This window comes from Flavobacterium rakeshii, assembly GCF_009741375.1.
In the GTDB taxonomy this organism is placed as follows: Bacteria; Bacteroidota; Bacteroidia; order Flavobacteriales; family Flavobacteriaceae; genus Flavobacterium; species Flavobacterium rakeshii.
The window spans coordinates 1-16,077 of record NZ_WOWP01000053.1 but is presented as its reverse complement, the minus strand read 5'-3'; the positions used below and the strand labels follow the sequence as shown (position 1 = coordinate 16,077).

Genomic DNA, 16,077 nt, shown 5'->3' with positions numbered 1-16,077 from the left:
CTTGTATCTACAGTACAAATACAAATGGATAGAATGGTTGGAAGAGCAATCAGCCAAAATGAGCAACGTACAATTGCGAATTAGTCTGGTCTCTTTTTTTGTTTTAGGACTGCTGGGATGTACGTATTCCGTTTACAGAGGCATCAGGGGATATGCTCCGCCAACTGTGGTACTGGAATCTGTACGGGTATTGATACCTCCGCTACCCGATGACCCCTTTCCCGTGGTAACCGACAGTGCGTTTAGCAATGCCATCCCGGACTTAAACCATTTTTTGGAACGTCTTAGATACCCAGAAGAAGGATTGATCTTTTACGACAGTATCCAAAGGCTAAATCCCGGCTTTTTGGATAGTATTAAAATGTTCAGGCATTATTACACGTACTCTAAAATGGAAAACTATGAAAAAAGAAAAAAAGGAAAAGAACAAACGACACCGTAAAGTACTCCTGTTACTACCCCTGATACTCCTGCCACTTTCTGCGGCTCTTTTTATGGTAATGGGTGGCGGAAGTACTTCAGAGACGGTTAGGAAAAGGGAAGGTTTTAACCTGATACTTCCCACTTCGGGGGAAAAGCAGAAAGAACTGCAAAACAAGTTACGCTATTACGAAAGGGCAGAAGCAGAAGAGGCGAAGACGGAAGAATGGCGAAAAAAAGATCCTAATTATCGTTTTGCGCAGACGGAAGAGCCCACCGGGGACAGTCCGGATTCCGATTACAGGGACGATGGTGAACCGAAGGGATTACAGTTGCTGCATAACCCCAACGAACAAAAGGTCTATAAAAAACTGGAAGCACTTCAAAAAGTACTTGAACAACCCAATTATTCTACCCAACAACATAGCATTGCTCCTGCTTTTGAAGAGGAGCGTAACGGGAGGAGGGAACTGGAACAAATGCAGGCTCTTATGACTTCCATGGAAAAAGCCCCGGAAAGGGATCCCGAGATGGAACAGATAAATGGTATGCTGGAAACGATACTGGATATACAATATCCGGAACGAATGGAAGAGAAACTCAGAAAAGCTTCACAACAGTCCAGAGGCACGGTATTTTCGGTATTCGCATCACCGCAGCAATCCAAGGTGGGATATCTTTCACCCAACATCATCAGAGCATATAATACAACAGAGAGAAGTAGTAGCGGTACAAACCGTTTCTACTCCCTGGAAGAGTCGAAGACGACGGATAATTATCCTAATGCTATTACTGCCAGTATAGCTGAAGCACAGACGCTGGTGAGTGGAGCAACCGTCAAATTACGACTGGATCAACAAGTGTATCTCAACGGTAGTACAATTGAACCCAATACATTTATCTATGGTCTGGCCGGCCTTAAGGGGGAACGTTTGATGATCTCTGTTACGGGCATCCGCTCCGGCAATTCGATTTATCCGGTGGAGCTTGAAGCGTATGACCTGGATGGACTGAAAGGAATCTATATTCCCGGTGCCATTACAAGGGATGTAGCCAAAAACAGTGTTGAGCGTTCTTCCCAGAACATTGGTCTTACGACCCTTAGTGATTCCTGGAGCGCCCAGGCCGCAGGTGCCGGTATTGAGGCCGCTAAAGGATTGGTAAGGAAAAAGGCAAAACAGGTTAAGGTCAGCCTGAAGGCAGGTTACCAGATTTTATTAATTGATGAAAAACAACAAGATGAACCTATTATCCGATAGTTATATGAAATATCAAAAAAATCTATTTTTATTGGTGTTGCTGGCCGTATCCTTAGCCGGTGCACAGCCACTGTCCCATCCGATAACGGGACAGCAGCTCCCGGTATCCTACAACTATACCACGAGCCTTTTGTTTTCCTATCCCATAGTCAGTGTGGATAGGGGTAACGGAGAGGTCCTGGCTCAGATACCGGAGGGACTGGAGAATATATTACAGATAAAAGCAGCACAGGAAAATTACTGTGCTACCAATCTTACTGTAATTACAGCTGACGGAACGGTATACAGTTTTAATCTTTGTTATGAAGCAGCACCTGAAATTACCGCTTATTCCTGTAATGAAAACAGTGAACCGTATCCCAAAACCATTGTGGACGGCAATAATGCAGCAGTTTTAGATCATCTCTCAGAACTTGCTTATCATGACCGTAATTATACACGAGAATTCGGGGAAAATGCGTATGGTATAGCATTGGCAGTTACCGGAATGTATACCGCAAATGATTATATATTTTACCGTATGCGTTTGGAGAATTCTACCCCGATCAGTTATGATATCGACCAGCTTCGATTCTATATCCGGGATCAGAAAAGAGCCAAACGTACTGCCTCGCAGGATCTGGAAATCCAACCCTTATCCTGGTATAGGGAAGTGCAGAACGTACGACCCCATTCCCAGGTCACTTTCATCTGCGTACTGCCTAAGTTTACTATTCCTGATCGCAAGAACCTGCATATTCAACTGGTTGAAAAATCAGGAGGAAGGCACCTGCAACTCAAACTGCGTAACACTAAAACTGCCGCAGTACTCACTTTACCCTTGTTTTCAGAATAACCTTAAACGATTATATTATGAATGATAAAAATTTTGAGTACCTGAAAGACCAGTTAAAGTATACCGGTTTTGGGGAAGCTATGGAAGGAGAACTGAAAAATAATATGGAGCAGCTTCAGGCAGCTTTTAGTCTTAAACACGATACGTTTTATGGCAATGATCATGTAAGTGCTGAACTTCATTTTAAAAAGTCTGAACAGACCGATCTTTATTTTTTTAATTCTTACGGTGTAAAGCTGGAGAAAGAGGGAACAAAAGAAGCGCTCGAACAAACCTTTTATATCAATAAAGGCAATAATATTACCCTGAAGGAGGCCTATAATCTTATGGAGGGTAGGGCCGTAAACAAGAATCTTACCAGTAGGGAAGGTGAAGTCTATAATAGCTGGGTGCAACTCGATTTTAAAGATACCGACCCTAACGGCAACTTCAAACTGAACCACTATCATGAGAATTACGGATATGATCTTGAGGCTGCCCTTTCCAGGCTACCGATAAAAGAGCTACAGAATGAGTCCCATAAAGAAGACCTAATCAACTCGCTGAAGAAAGGAAACCAACAATCGGTAACCTTTCAAAAGGAAGGAACCGATGTCAGACAGTATATCGAAGCCAATCCGCAATTTAAAACTATTACTGTTTTCGACAGTAACCGAAACAGGCTAGATAACCGTAAAAGTCAGCAGCAGGAACAGTCACAACAAAAAGGTCATGACAGAAAAAGCACAAAAAGTAAGAAAAATTCGACATCGAAAAGTGATGATGCAAAACCGCAAAAGAAACAGCGTCGTAAAACCACAAAACTATAGTGATGAATCAGTTACATCCTCTGATGGTTTTTTTTGAGCGGATTCGGGATGACGGCCGTATCAGCAGCACCCACATCGGGATATTTGCAGCCCTGTTATACTACCGGCAGCAAAAGGATTTTGTTAATCCTATTGCTGCCTATAGCAGGCAGATTATGCCTCTGGCCAAAATTTCAGCATTGAAGACCTATTGCCGTTGCCTTAAAGATCTTGATGCATACGGATACCTTCAGTATACGCCTTCAAAAAAGAAAACAAGACCCAGTACCATCTTTTTTATAGAGTGAGGATGACATAGCAGAATAATTTAATTATGGAATTTATATGGGAGAAAAGCTTACTAAGAATGACCTGCACCAGTTTGGAGATTTTCTTTTGGGAAAGATACGTATAATGATAGAGCAAGAAAAAGTAAAGGAAGAAAAGGGGGTTACTTTACACTGGCTGAAAGGACGGATAGTGCGTAAAATACTGGATATTTCACCCGGATCACTTCAGAACCTTAGAATAACGGGAAAGGTACGATTCAGGAAAGTTTTAGGCTCTTACTACTACAATAAAGCCGATGTAGATAATCTTTTTAATGATGAAACAGAATAATCATGACCTTTAGCGATTTTATCGATTATCAGTACAGTATGGCAAAAGACCCCAAGTTAACGGTGTGGCATGGTGCGCTACTGACTGCACTTTTTCTGCTTGCAGTCAGACAAAAACGTTTTATCGGTATCAGGGTCAGCAGAAGCAGAATTATGACTCTGGCACATATCCGGACCTTACCTACGTATCATAAGTACTTCAGGGAACTACAGGAGTGGGGAATAATCGTTTACAGACCATCCTATCATCCGGGAGTTAAAAGTGAAGTAGATATAAAAAAACCACCTTACCAGTAAAGTAAGGTGGTTTTTTTATTTAGAAGGAATAGCAATATCATTTGTTTTTTGGCTATTGCCAAACTACATCTGTGTCTGTTATTTTTTGTTACCAGGACGATTTAAAGGGTAAACTCTCTGAAATTTAATACGATAAAGGGATCAGATATTATACTTTTCTTTTATTTTGAGTATTTCCTTTTCCAGTTTGGTAAGTAGTTCTCTGTCTGTTTCTGATATCTTTCTGCTCTTTTTGTTCAGTCGTTTATCCAGAATAGTCATTTCTCGTCCAATTGAAGCCTGTTCGGTAATTGCGTAGGCTTCTGTCTGTTTTACTGATGCATGCCCTAACATCTCCTTCACCACATGGATTGGTACATTGTTGTTCAGGGTAACGGTACTGCCAAAAGTCCTGCGTGCCATGTGCGTGTTAAGGGTAAAGGGAAATCCGCATAAATGGGCTATCTCTTTTAGGTACTCATTCATCTTTTGATTCGATGATACAGGCAGCACAGTGCCCCGTTCAAGACAAAGAGGATGATCCTTATACCTTTCAATTATTTTTAAGGCTTGCGGTAAAAGCGGAACGTTGGTTTCTGAGCCGGTTTTTTGCCTGGCGGATATAATCCAGAGTTTCCCATCAATTCCTTTCTTAATCTCTGTCTTCTTCAATTGATAGGCATCAATATAGGCTAATCCTGTATAACACTGGAATACGAAAACGTCACGGACAACGTTCAGCCTATCCGTGGTAAAGTAATGGTTCTCCAGTTCATACAGTTCCTGGCTTGATAATGGCTTCTTGATTACCTTAGTCTTACGGCCTTTGAAGTTCTTGAACGGATCCTTCAGTATTATTTCTTTGTCTATTGCGCGCAATACGATTTTCTTGAAATTGGCAATATACTTTAAGGTCGTATTATTACTGCAATTTCTCACTGTCCGAAGATAAAATTCGAAATCTTTAATGAAAGTAAGGTCAAGATCAGCGAATTCCATATCAAGACGGTTGAACTTTATCCTGATAAACTCCCTTAAATGATTTATCGTTATCGTAAAACGGTCCAGCGTACCTTCTGCATACCCTTTGCCTATCAGGGCAGCCATTTCCCGGTTATGAGATTCGAACTCTTCGAGGACCTTAACTCTTGGTTTTAACCTTCCTAAAATATAATCCATAATCTTTTCCGAAGTGACCGGCTTGCCGCTGTAGAGGAGTTCGGTTTTGCACTCATTTACTTTCATCAGCAACGAGTCCAGGAAAAAATTAAGTGCCTTAGCATCTTCTTTAGTTCCTATAGCCCGCTCTGTTTTCTGGTCCCATCGGCTTACTTCCCACTTTCTTTTAGTAGAGGTTTCCCTAGGAACGCCATCTACTGTAATCCTCAGGTAGATATTCCTCAGATTACCTCCATTACGGGGTGTTTTCAAAAAGAAAGACAACCCAAAACTGTTCTCTAACATAATTCAACTTTTTAGATTAATAAATGTAGAAATACAGCGTCTTAAAATCAAGTCGTTAACCTGTTTTACCTGTTGATATACAGGTGTTTAAGTGTAATTCTGTGGCACATTTTTTTTAGAGGTAAATGTGCCACGATTTTGCCACAAAACTTTTATGCCATTTTATAAATTCTGATGAAGTGCAGGGAAATAAAAAACCCTGCAAATCGTTGGATTTACAGGGTTTTACACGTTTTTCACGGGTTTTTAAAAAATTTGGAAAAGCTTAGTTTTCCTTATTTTAACCCATTTCGTGGGGAGAGCAGGATTCGAACCTGCGAAGGTTTCCCAACGGATTTACAGTCCGTCCTCGTTGGCCGCTTGAGTATCTCCCCATGCCGTTTTAGACATGCATTATTGTTTTAATGCGGTGCAAATATAGTACTGTTTTCTTACTAAACAAACATATTTTGGGGTATTTTAAAAACTATTTTTTAAATGGCTGGAATCTAAATAAATAAAAATTTACTTTTTGTGTTTTGGGTGTTATCTTTAAATTAAAAAGTGTTAATAGCTTTATATATTAACCCTCGTGTAGTACTTTTGTACTGTGAGAAAAGCGCTTGTATACATATTAATTTCGCTGATTAGCTTCAATAGCCTGAGCATAAGGGAGTTTTTAAAACTACCTGTACTGTGCCAGCATTATATGGAGCATAAATCGGTGAATAATGATATAAGCATAATGGACTTCCTGTCCATGCACTACTGGGGAACCGACCTAAATGATAACGATGATAACCGTGATATGCAGCTACCGTTTAAAAACATTGCCCATAATGTGTTAACTGTAGTGTTCTTACCACAAAACCTTACCGCAACACTTACTGCGGTTTATATACAACCTCTTGTAAACAGGGTAACGGCATACAAAAATAACCTGTATTCCTGCCTGTATTACAGTTCGCTTATTAAGCCCCCGGCTTTATAATTCCATCTTAACTTATGTAAGGAGTGGGTAAGTACCTACTCATACTATCATATTTCCATATGCCATACCGGCTTGTGGTAATCTTTTATTATTAACCTAAAATTTTATTATCATGAAAAAAAGTATTGCAATGCTTGCTTTTGCTGGCCTGTCGCTATTTGTTTCCTGCGGGGAAAACAAGGACACTGACATTGTAGAATCGGGAACTTACCAGGGTAAAGCCGAAGAGGTAGATGCCGATGAAAAAGAGATTTATGTAAGAACAGCAGATGACAAACTGCTTGAACTTTATTTTACCGATGCTACAACACTTACTAAAGATGGTACTGCTGTTGAGTTTAGTGAACTGCACGAAGGCGGTAACGTTGAAGTTAAGGTAGAGAAAAAAGGAAACAGGCTGGAGCCCCTTTCTGTTAGTATATTAGACTAATCCTTAAATACAAATGGTATGTGGAGAACAGAACTGTTTCATCCGCTTATAGTCCATTTGCCTGTTGTAACCCTGCTGCTTGCGTCGGTGGCAGGGCTACTTAGGTATCCGGCAAAAAGCAATGATAAAATTTTTTTAGAAAGGTTCATTTTTGTAATGCTTGCTATAGGTGTTGTAACCGGTTGGGCAGGTATTTACACAGGTCAGCTGGCTTATAATATTGAGGTTCGCAAAATATGTGATCCAAAGGTGTTGCAAAACCATCAGTACTGGAGCTATGTATCTGTTATTATTTACACGGTTGCATTGCTGCTAGTGGTATTTAAAAAATATATTGCAGCACTAAACAGGTTAATAATTAATGTTTTAATTGTAATTTTATTAATAGCAGGCGGAATAATTTTAGGCTATGCGGGTCACCTTGGAGCATCGGTAGTATACGAGCAGGGTGCAGGGGTACATAAGCCTGCCGATGATTGTTCTGACTATAATCCTGCGTAAAAATTTATATGGTTAAAGAGAATATAGATAAAGCCATAAAGGCCACTTACTTTAGTATTATAGGCAATACCCTGCTGGCATTGTTTAAAGGTGCGGCGGGCTTTTTTGGTAATTCGTATGCGCTTATTGCCGATGCGATTGAATCGACCACCGATATATTCTCGTCAATACTGGTGCTGTTTGGAATTAAATATTCCACACGTCCGGCAGATGAGAACCACCCTTACGGACACGGAAGGGCAGAGGCACTTATCACCTTTATCGTAGTGGGCTTTTTAATTACGGCAGCGACCGTTATTGCTTATGAGAGTATAGTGAACATACAAACACCACACGATTTGCCCAAAAGCTGGACATTAATCGTGCTTGGAGCTATTATCATTTGGAAAGAAATCTCATTTAGGTTGGTGCTTAAAAGAAGTAAGGAAACCAACAGTTCGGCACTTAAGGCCGATGCTTGGCACCATCGTAGTGATGCTATAACATCTATAGCTGCATTTATAGGAATCTCTATTGCACTTTTTTGCGGCAAGGGGTATGAGTCGGCAGACGACTGGGCTGCGCTGTTTGCTTCAGGTTTTATTATTTACAACAGTTATCTTATTTTCCGCCCGGCACTGGGCGAGATAATGGACGAGCATTTGTATGATGATGTGGTTGAGGATATAAGAGAAGCATCGGTTAAAGTAAAAGGTATATTGGGTACCGAAAAGTGTTTTGTAAGGAAAACAGGAATGGTATATCACATAGAGCTTCATGCCATTGTAAATGCCAATATAACAGTTAAGCAAGGGCATAAGCTGGCACATGAACTGGAAGATTACCTGCGTAAGCAAATCACCGGAGTAGGGCGTGTACTGATACACATTGAACCCGACGATTACAGCTGATTTACAGAACAGAAACTAAAGGAATATAAAAATCCCCGCAATTGCGGGGATTTTTATTTATATTTTTTAGCGTAAGCCATACTAAAAGCTATTTGGTTCTTATTACTGGTTACTTACTTTATTCCATATTTTTAATTAGTTCGCCTAGTCTTTTACCTTTTTCGGTTTCTTTTACTTTTTGACTTAACGTTTGATAAACTTTATTTATTGAGGTAAAGCCTTTGTTTTTTGTATAACGATAATAGGAGGTAAATGCTAAAAGGGACACTTCAGAGTCAGGGTGCTCTTTAATGAAATCAATATATTTGCTACAGTTTTTTTTGTAAAAATCATCAAATATATTTTCAAGTCTTTTTTCATTAATAGTGTCATTATCTTTAACCGCTTTCATATAATCATCATTATAAGTATTATATATTTTGGAATATTGGTTATTGAATTCTTTATCAAGCTGTAAGTACTTATAAAATGCATCATTGTTAAGTGTACCACTAATAACTGAGTTAGAAACGGTATCTTTATCTACTTTAATATCAATAGTCCCTTTTTCAATGTATAGAGCCATAGGGTCTTCCTCTTTTCCTTCAATGTAAAAGAATCCGCTTTTAATACTGTCTGTGGTGCCTCTAAAACTGAATTTCCCATTTTCTATTGTGGTAGAGTCAACCGTATTTAAGGCTATAATACTTCCGCCATTTTCTTTTAAAACAACATATCTGCCGTTAAAAGCAGAATCTACAGTGCCTGTAATAAGGTATTCATTTTCTTTAAGGTTGTTGCAGGAAACAGCCAGTATAGCTGCGCCAATAAGGAGTAATTTTTTCATAACAGTTTAGTTTGGTAAGATGTAAATATTTGAAAATAAATATACTAATTATTATAAAACGGAAAAAGCCACACTATAGTGTGGCTTTTTATTTATGTTTTTATAGCAAGAATTACTCCGCTAAAAGCTCTTTTACTTTGGCTTTAAGTGCTTCACCTCTCAGGTTACGGGCAACAATAACACCGTTTTTATCCAGTATTACTGTAGCTGGTATAGATGTAACACCATATTGTACCGCTATTGGTTCGTCCCAACCCTGTAGGTTAGAGATATGTTGCCATGTAAGGTTATCTTTTTCAATAGCACCTTTCCACTTGGCATCGTCTTTATCAAGAGAAACCCCAATAATGTTAAGACCTTTATCATGTAGTTCGTTGTACATAGCGACTACATTAGGATTTTCTTTACGGCATGGTCCGCACCATGAAGCCCAAAAATCAATAATGGTAACCTTACCTTTAGCCTGATTAAGGGAAAGCGTTTTTCCGTTTGGAGTGGCAGCCGAGAAATCAGGAGCTGTTTTACCAATTTCGGTAGCTTCCATAGCTTTTTCACTAGCTAACATTTGGTTAAGGTATTCTTCTACTTTCTGCCCCATTTGAGTAGATTTTGGCTCAGGTCCCATTTTATCGTAAACCGGTTTCAAATCCTTTGCTTTAGCATCCTGATCCTTAAGTATAATAGGAAACAACTCTGCACATATTAGGCTGTTTGGGTTTTCTTTTATAAAGGCAATATATTTTTTATTGTATTCTTTAGTAAGTTTTGAGTACTCATTAACTATCCTGTTTTGAGTTTCAACATCGCCTTCTGATTTGGCTTTATTAAAGTTGTCCATGTGTTCATCTTTAAAAGCCTGCTCTTTTTTGCCAACTTCAATAAGTATTACGTTTAACTTAGCCAGTGCGTTATTGTTTAATGTGCCGCCTACTACTGATTTTGGAATGTCTTCGCTATTAACATTTACGGTAATATTTCCTTTTTCGGTATAAAGAGCAATTTGCCCGTCCATTAGTTTATCTTCAAAATATATCAGTCGCTGTTCAGGCTTGTCTGCCACACCGCTAAAAGTAAATTTTCCGTTTTTTACTGTAGTTGAGTCCAGTTTGTCCATTACTTCTTCATTAATAGTTTTTGCCAGGTAAACTTTCTGCCCATTAAAATCAGTACTTACTGTCCCAACAATTTTAAACTCGTTTCCAGCCAAATCAATGCCTTTAAAGGACATAATGGCTAAAACGGTTAAGGTGATTACAAGAATTTTTTTCATAGTGTAAAGGTTTTGATTTGTTACATAGGTACGCCTAAGTTACTAAATTATATTTATAAAAAAAGGCGCAGGGGTTAACTGCGCCTTTTGTTTTTTGTTGTAAATGAATTATTTAGCTAAAAGTTCTTCTACTTTAGCTTTAAGCTCATCACCTCTAAGGTCTCTTGCTACAATAACACCATTAGCATCAAGTATTACAGTAGCAGGGATGCTGTTTACACCAAACTGTTTTGCAATTGGCTCATCCCAACCTTTAAGGTTAGAGATATGTTGCCATGTAAGTTTATCGGCAGCAATAGCCTGTTTCCATTTGTCACCATCCTGATCAAGAGAAACACCAATAATATTAAGACCTTTACCATGAAGCTCATTGTACATAGCAACTACGTTAGGGTTTTCTTTACGGCAAGGACCACACCAAGATGCCCATAGGTCGATAATAGTAACTTTACCCATAGCTTCTTTGATAGAAAGCATTTTTCCGTCTGGAGTTGGGGCAGCAAAATCAGGAACCTGTTTTCCAACAGAAGTAGCCGATTTAGCGTTGTCTGCCTCTTTTTTCTTTTCCAGGTATTCGCTTATTTTTTTACCTAAATCACTGTCTTTACTTGATTGTGACAGTTTGTCAAAAACAGACTGTAGCTCTTCGTAAGTAGCGTTTTGACTTCTTAATAAAGAAGGAAATGCCTGAATAGAGATTTCTGCTGTAGGGTTTTCTTCAATAAAAGTTTTGAATTTTGTATACATCTGGTCAGAGAATGTTTCAAACTCTTCTTCAATTTTCTTTATAGCATTTTCGTCTTGTTCCTGAGAAGCTTTGGTGTATTCCTGGCTAAGTTCCTGCCCTTTTTTACTTACTTCGTTATTAAGTTTGTTGTACTTAGCAAGCACATCGTTATTAAATGTACCGCTAACTTTAGAATTGTAAATAGTATCTTTATTTACGTTAACAGCAATATTACCTTCTTCAGCAAAAAATCTGATAGGTGCATTTTGTTCTTCACCTTCTATAAAAAGGAAACGTTCCTGCGGAGTTTCGGTCATTCCTTTAAAAGTAAATTTACCGTTCTCAACAACCGCAGTGTCTAAAGATACTCCCGGAGCGTTACGCTCTTTTGGAGCTTCTCTAAGGAATACTTGCTTACCGTTGTAAATAGTATCTATAGTTCCTGAAACAAGGAACTCGTTTTCTTTAAGTGAATCGTTGCATGAAACAGCTAAAGCAGCTACAGATGCAAACAGAAGAAATTTTTTCATGTGGTTTTTATAGTTTTTTATTTAAGCTGCTAAATTATCTAAAAATAAATGGTATACAGCAGCATTAACAATTATTTTATATTTATGAATTACTGCATGAAGAAGCTTGGCTTACAACTGTTTGCACTGTTGTATTTTTAATTCCGCTAAAACCTTTCTCTACATTAATCATATTATGGTAACCTCTTGCTTTCAAAATTGATGCCATTATTACCGAACGGTAACCACCTGCACAGTGAAGGTAAAAGTCGGCCTCAGCAGGTACTTCTGCAAAACGTTCGTTTACAAAATCAAGCGGAATGTTTACGGCTTCAGCTACGTGACCGTTACTAAATTCACCCGGTTTACGTGAATCTACCACTGTGATTGGGTTTTGAGCCAGTCCTTCGGCAAACTCATCAGGAGAGATAGAGCGGATGCTTTCGGTTTCAAAACCTGCCGCTTTCCATGCTTCAATACCACCTTTAAGGTAGCCTAGTGTGTTATCAAACCCTACACGTGCAAGTCTTGTAATGGTTTCTTCTTCCTTACCTTCGGGAGTAACCAGTAGTATAGGCTGGTTTACATCGCGGATAAGCGCACCTACCCAAGGAGCAAAACCTCCATGAAGACCTATAAATATAGAGTTAGGAATATGTTCTTTTACAAAGTCGTTTTCATGTCTTACATCAAGTACTATGGCACCGGTGCTGTTTGCTGTAGCTTCCAGTTCGTTTGCAGTAAGTGGTGTAGCACCTTTTTTTATAATGTTGTCAAGGCTGTCGTACCCTTTAATGTTCATTAAAACATTTTGAGGGAAGTAGGCAGGAGGAGCTCCCAGTCCGTCAAGTAGTTCGGCGGTAAATTCCTCTTTAGTCATATCTGCCCTTAGGGCATAGTTGGTTTTCTTTTGGTTACCCAGTGTATCGGTAGTTTCCTTGCTCATGTTCTTTCCGCAGGCACTTCCGGCACCGTGGCTAGGGTATACTATAAGCTCATCGGGCAATACCATTATCTTGTTGCGAAGCGAATCGAACAGGTGAGAGGCAAGTACCTCCTGCGTTAGTTCGCTGGTAAGAGCCTGTGCAAGATCGGGTCTTCCTACATCACCAATAAATAAGGTGTCTCCTGTAATAATACCATGCATGTTATTGTTTTCATCTAACAGCAGGTAGCAGGTACTTTCTAAAGTATGTCCCGGAGTATATATAGCTCTAATAGTATATTTACCAACTTTAAATTCCTGATTGTCTTCGGCAATAATAGCGTTAAACTCGGGAGCAGCTGTTGGACCATATACAATTTCGGCTCCGGTTTTTTTAGCCAGATCCAAGTGACCCGAAACGAAATCGGCATGGAAATGGGTTTCAAAAATGTACTTTATTTTAGCGTTGTCTTTTGCCGCTTTTTCAATGTAGGGCTGCACTTCCCTTAACGGATCAAAAATGGCAGCTTCGCCATTACTTTCAAGGTAATAGGCTGCCTGTGCAATACAGCCTGTGTATATTTGTTCTATTTTCATATCGTGGTTAGATTAATATCCAAAAACTTCTTTTGAGAGAATAAAGCAGGCCATAACAAGTATAAATACTCCAAAACCTTTTTTTAGCTGTTTCTCGTTTATGTACCTGTGCAGGTAACTGCCCACAAATATACCAAAAATCGAGATGGCAGTAAAAGATAACAGGAACTGCCAGTTTATGGTTGTGTTATGTAAATCGCCTAAAAACCCGGTTAGGGAGTTTACTGCAATGATTAATAGGGATGTACCTACTGCTTTTTTCATGCTAAGACCGCCAAAAAATATCAGCATAGGTATAATTAAGAATCCGCCGCCGGCACCTACAAGCCCCATGGTTATACCTGTTAAAATGATATAGGGAAGTATGCGCACATAGCTGGTTTTTTCTTTATTGGTGTCAGGTTGTTGTACGGTTTCTTTTTTTGTAAGCATAGAAAGTGCTGCAAGCAGCATTATTATAGCAAATAATGCCATAATAAACGTATCTTTGTGTAAGGTAACGTTCTTAGTATCAATAATAATTTGCGGTAGGGAAGGTACTATATACCTACGGGTGCAGTATACGGTTATAAATGACGGAACGGCTATTAGTAATCCCTGTTTTATGGCAACATTCCCTTTAAGGAAATTTTGCACTCCGCCAAAAGCGGCAGTGAAGCCTACAATAAACAGCGAGTAGCCGGTTGCCAAAACCGGGTTTATGCCCATTACGTATACTAACAGGGGTACGGTAAGTATAGAGCCACCACCGCCCATTAATCCTAAAACAAGACCAATGGCACACGCTCCGGCATAAGCTGTTATCAGTTCCATTTTTTTAGTTAATGCGGCTAAAGATAATATTATAAAAGTGAACTATTTACAACTTGAATACGGAAAAAAATAACTGCCATTATAGCACGTTGATAGTTAGTGGTTTAGGTAATTGTGAAGTTTGGTACATTTTATGATATGTATATTTTTAATACTTAAAAATACGTTCAAATTACAGCAATGATAATTTTAGGTTTTATTTTTTGTAAAATTATTAATCAAAAAGCGTTGTATATTGGGAATTCCCATATATTTGTACGTCTTTTTAAGGCAATTTTGTTATAGAGAACACACGTTGTAAAAAATTTGTTATGGCAACAACTCAAAAGCCCCGTCGCGTGGGCATGTACGAAAACGTAAAGAATCAGTTTGAAAAAGCTGCAGCCGTTATGGGATTGGATGAAAGCGTAAAGAAAATCCTTTCCATTACAAATAACGAAATCGTAGTTCACTTTCCTGTAAAGATGGATAACGGTCAAGTAGAAGTTTTTACCGGTTATAGGGTACAACACAATAATGCTTTAGGTCCTTACAAAGGAGGTTTAAGATATCACCCAACAGTAGATATTGATGCCGCAAGGGCTCTTGCTACCTGGATGACATGGAAAACATCGCTTGCCGGACTTCCTTACGGAGGTGGTAAAGGTGGTATCCAATTGGATCCTAAAAAATACTCTCAGGGTGAACTTGAAAGGATTACAAGACGTTTCACCTATGCACTGGGTGACAATATTGGTCCTGAGCACGATATTCCTGCTCCCGATGTAAATACCAACGCACAAATGATGGCTTGGATTGCAGATACTTATATGTCTACAAAATCTCCAAGCGAGCGTTCTAAAAACCAACACGTGGTTACAGGTAAGCCTGTAGGATCGGGTGGTCTTGAAGGACGTGATCGTGCTACCGGTTTTGGTGTAGTTGTTACACTGGAGTCGTGGGCTAAGCTTAACGGTACTTCACTTGAAGGGAAAAAATATATTGTACAGGGATTTGGTAACGTAGGTTACTGGGCTGCACACTTTATGCACAAAAACGGTGCAATACTTATAGGTGTACAGGATGCTACAGGTACAATTTATAATCCTGAAGGTATTGACCCGGAAGCTTTATTAAGATACCAAAGTGATAATGCTACCATTACAGGTTATAAAGGTACACAGGATTACCCGTCTGAAGATTTCTTCGGGATTGACTGTGACGTAATTATTCCTGCTGCTTTAGGTAACCAGATTACCGAAGATAACGCTAACACCGTAAAAGCTAAAGTGGTTGCAGAAGGTGCTAACGGACCTATTGATACCGAAGGTGAGGCTATTTTACTTGCTAACGGTGTACAAATGATTCCGGATATCCTTTGTAACTCAGGTGGGGTTATTGGTAGTTACTTTGAGTGGCTGCAAAACCGTAACGGTGAGATATGGACAATGGACGATGTTATTGTGAAACTGAGAAAGAAACTTGAAGATGCTTTCAATAAAGTAATCAACACTTCTGTACAGTATCAAACAGACTGGAGAACTGCCGCTTACATACAGGCACTAACCAGAATTGAAATGGCTTATAAACAAAGAGGAATTTTCCCTTAAGATTATAACTAAACTAAAACTCACTAAAAGCAGCCTTAGGGCTGCTTTTTTTATTGGAGTAGATTTAGATAGCCGCGTCGTTCTTCCTCGTAATGACAGGAATGTTTGTCATCCTGACGAAGGAAAGAATCTGTTTTCCATTTCGACCGAAACGAAGTGTAGTGGAGAAATCTCTTTTACATTTTGAATGGAGATGTCTCCTGTTGTCGACATGATAGATGAGGTTGTCATTCTGACGACAGGAAGAATCTAAATGCAATAAATTTTTTACTCTGTTCTTTTGTCTTGACACAAACGAACCAAAAAGTCAAGGCTATGACTCCTTAAGCTAAAAATTACTGCACAAGGCTAAACCATCCGAACTCGGC

At 39.1% G+C, this 16,077-nt stretch carries 18 protein-coding genes and 1 tRNA gene; 12 read left to right on the top strand and 7 right to left on the bottom strand.

All coding sequences use genetic code 11. The annotated features are described in order from the left end of the window. Positions 1 to 58 precede the first annotated feature (58 nt). The 7 genes from GN157_RS12770 to GN157_RS12740 are packed head-to-tail and all read left to right on the top strand — an operon-like array spanning position 59 to position 4,219. Entirely contained in the window at positions 59 to 442 is a 384-nt protein-coding gene (locus GN157_RS12770) for a hypothetical protein (protein ID WP_197429452.1), read from the top strand. Continuing rightward, the gene (traM, locus tag GN157_RS12765) at positions 402 to 1,679 is read left to right on the top strand and encodes a conjugative transposon protein TraM (RefSeq protein WP_157483839.1); all 1,278 of its coding nucleotides are present in this window, start codon (positions 402 to 404) and stop codon (positions 1,677 to 1,679) included. Before GN157_RS12770 ends, traM begins: the two co-directional genes overlap by 41 nt. A gap of 4 nt (positions 1,680 to 1,683) precedes the next feature. Continuing rightward, entirely contained in the window at positions 1,684 to 2,514 is an 831-nt protein-coding gene (gene traN, locus GN157_RS12760; RefSeq protein ID WP_197429451.1) for a conjugative transposon protein TraN, read from the top strand. A 17-nt stretch (positions 2,515 to 2,531) separates the two neighbouring features. Further along, a complete protein-coding gene (locus GN157_RS12755) occupies positions 2,532 to 3,323 on the top strand; it encodes a hypothetical protein (protein ID WP_157483835.1) in 792 nt (263 codons plus the stop codon). Positions 3,324 to 3,325: 2 nt separating this feature from the next. Then, positions 3,326 to 3,610, top strand: a complete 285-nt coding sequence (locus GN157_RS12750; protein WP_157483834.1) for a hypothetical protein — start codon at positions 3,326 to 3,328, stop codon at positions 3,608 to 3,610. 37 nt (positions 3,611 to 3,647) lie between these two features. Then, a complete protein-coding gene (locus GN157_RS12745) occupies positions 3,648 to 3,923 on the top strand; it encodes a MerR family transcriptional regulator (protein WP_157483832.1) in 276 nt (91 codons plus the stop codon). Positions 3,924 to 3,925: 2 nt separating this feature from the next. Beyond that, the gene (locus tag GN157_RS12740) at positions 3,926 to 4,219 is read left to right on the top strand and encodes a hypothetical protein (protein WP_157483830.1); all 294 of its coding nucleotides are present in this window, start codon (positions 3,926 to 3,928) and stop codon (positions 4,217 to 4,219) included. A 141-nt stretch (positions 4,220 to 4,360) separates the two neighbouring features. On the opposite strand, the gene GN157_RS12735 is transcribed toward GN157_RS12740, so the two are convergent. Then, positions 4,361 to 5,662, bottom strand: a complete 1,302-nt coding sequence (locus tag GN157_RS12735; protein ID WP_157483828.1) for a site-specific integrase — start codon at positions 5,660 to 5,662, stop codon at positions 4,361 to 4,363. Between the two features lie 293 nt (positions 5,663 to 5,955). Further along, positions 5,956 to 6,036: transfer RNA gene (locus GN157_RS12730), tRNA-Tyr, on the bottom strand. A gap of 215 nt (positions 6,037 to 6,251) precedes the next feature. Between GN157_RS12730 and GN157_RS12725 the strand changes: the two genes are divergently transcribed. From GN157_RS12725 to GN157_RS12710, 4 genes are all read left to right on the top strand, one after another. Further along, positions 6,252 to 6,632, top strand: a complete 381-nt coding sequence (locus tag GN157_RS12725) for a hypothetical protein (protein WP_157483827.1) — start codon at positions 6,252 to 6,254, stop codon at positions 6,630 to 6,632. Between the two features lie 112 nt (positions 6,633 to 6,744). Further along, a complete protein-coding gene (locus GN157_RS12720) occupies positions 6,745 to 7,062 on the top strand; it encodes a hypothetical protein (RefSeq protein ID WP_157483825.1) in 318 nt (105 codons plus the stop codon). Positions 7,063 to 7,080: 18 nt separating this feature from the next. Then, positions 7,081 to 7,563: a DUF2231 domain-containing protein gene (locus tag GN157_RS12715; RefSeq protein ID WP_157483823.1), complete on the top strand. Its 483-nt coding sequence runs from the start codon at positions 7,081 to 7,083 to the stop codon at positions 7,561 to 7,563. Positions 7,564 to 7,571: 8 nt separating this feature from the next. Beyond that, on the top strand, positions 7,572 to 8,453 hold the full coding sequence (locus GN157_RS12710; protein WP_157483821.1) for a cation diffusion facilitator family transporter: 882 nt from the start codon (positions 7,572 to 7,574) through the stop codon (positions 8,451 to 8,453). Between the two features lie 118 nt (positions 8,454 to 8,571). Here GN157_RS12710 and GN157_RS12705 read toward each other — a convergent pair whose 3' ends face one another. The 5 genes from GN157_RS12705 to GN157_RS12685 form a co-directional block, all read right to left on the bottom strand. Next, the gene (locus GN157_RS12705) at positions 8,572 to 9,279 is read right to left on the bottom strand and encodes a DUF4369 domain-containing protein (protein ID WP_157483820.1); all 708 of its coding nucleotides are present in this window, start codon (positions 9,277 to 9,279) and stop codon (positions 8,572 to 8,574) included. 112 nt (positions 9,280 to 9,391) lie between these two features. Further along, positions 9,392 to 10,549 carry a TlpA disulfide reductase family protein gene (locus tag GN157_RS12700; protein ID WP_157483818.1) on the bottom strand — a complete coding sequence of 386 codons (1,158 nt, stop codon included), beginning with the start codon at positions 10,547 to 10,549 and terminating at the stop codon, positions 9,392 to 9,394. Between the two features lie 108 nt (positions 10,550 to 10,657). Further along, on the bottom strand, positions 10,658 to 11,806 hold the full coding sequence (locus GN157_RS12695) for a redoxin domain-containing protein (protein WP_157483816.1): 1,149 nt from the start codon (positions 11,804 to 11,806) through the stop codon (positions 10,658 to 10,660). Between the two features lie 82 nt (positions 11,807 to 11,888). Further along, positions 11,889 to 13,307 carry an MBL fold metallo-hydrolase gene (locus GN157_RS12690; RefSeq protein ID WP_157483815.1) on the bottom strand — a complete coding sequence of 473 codons (1,419 nt, stop codon included), beginning with the start codon at positions 13,305 to 13,307 and terminating at the stop codon, positions 11,889 to 11,891. Positions 13,308 to 13,319: 12 nt separating this feature from the next. Then, complete coding sequence (locus GN157_RS12685) at positions 13,320 to 14,120, bottom strand: sulfite exporter TauE/SafE family protein (protein ID WP_157483813.1); 801 nt, start codon at positions 14,118 to 14,120, stop codon at positions 13,320 to 13,322. Between the two features lie 311 nt (positions 14,121 to 14,431). Between GN157_RS12685 and GN157_RS12680 the strand changes: the two genes are divergently transcribed. Further along, complete coding sequence (locus GN157_RS12680; protein WP_157483811.1) at positions 14,432 to 15,709, top strand: Glu/Leu/Phe/Val family dehydrogenase; 1,278 nt, start codon at positions 14,432 to 14,434, stop codon at positions 15,707 to 15,709. Positions 15,710 to 16,077: the final 368 nt, after the last annotated feature.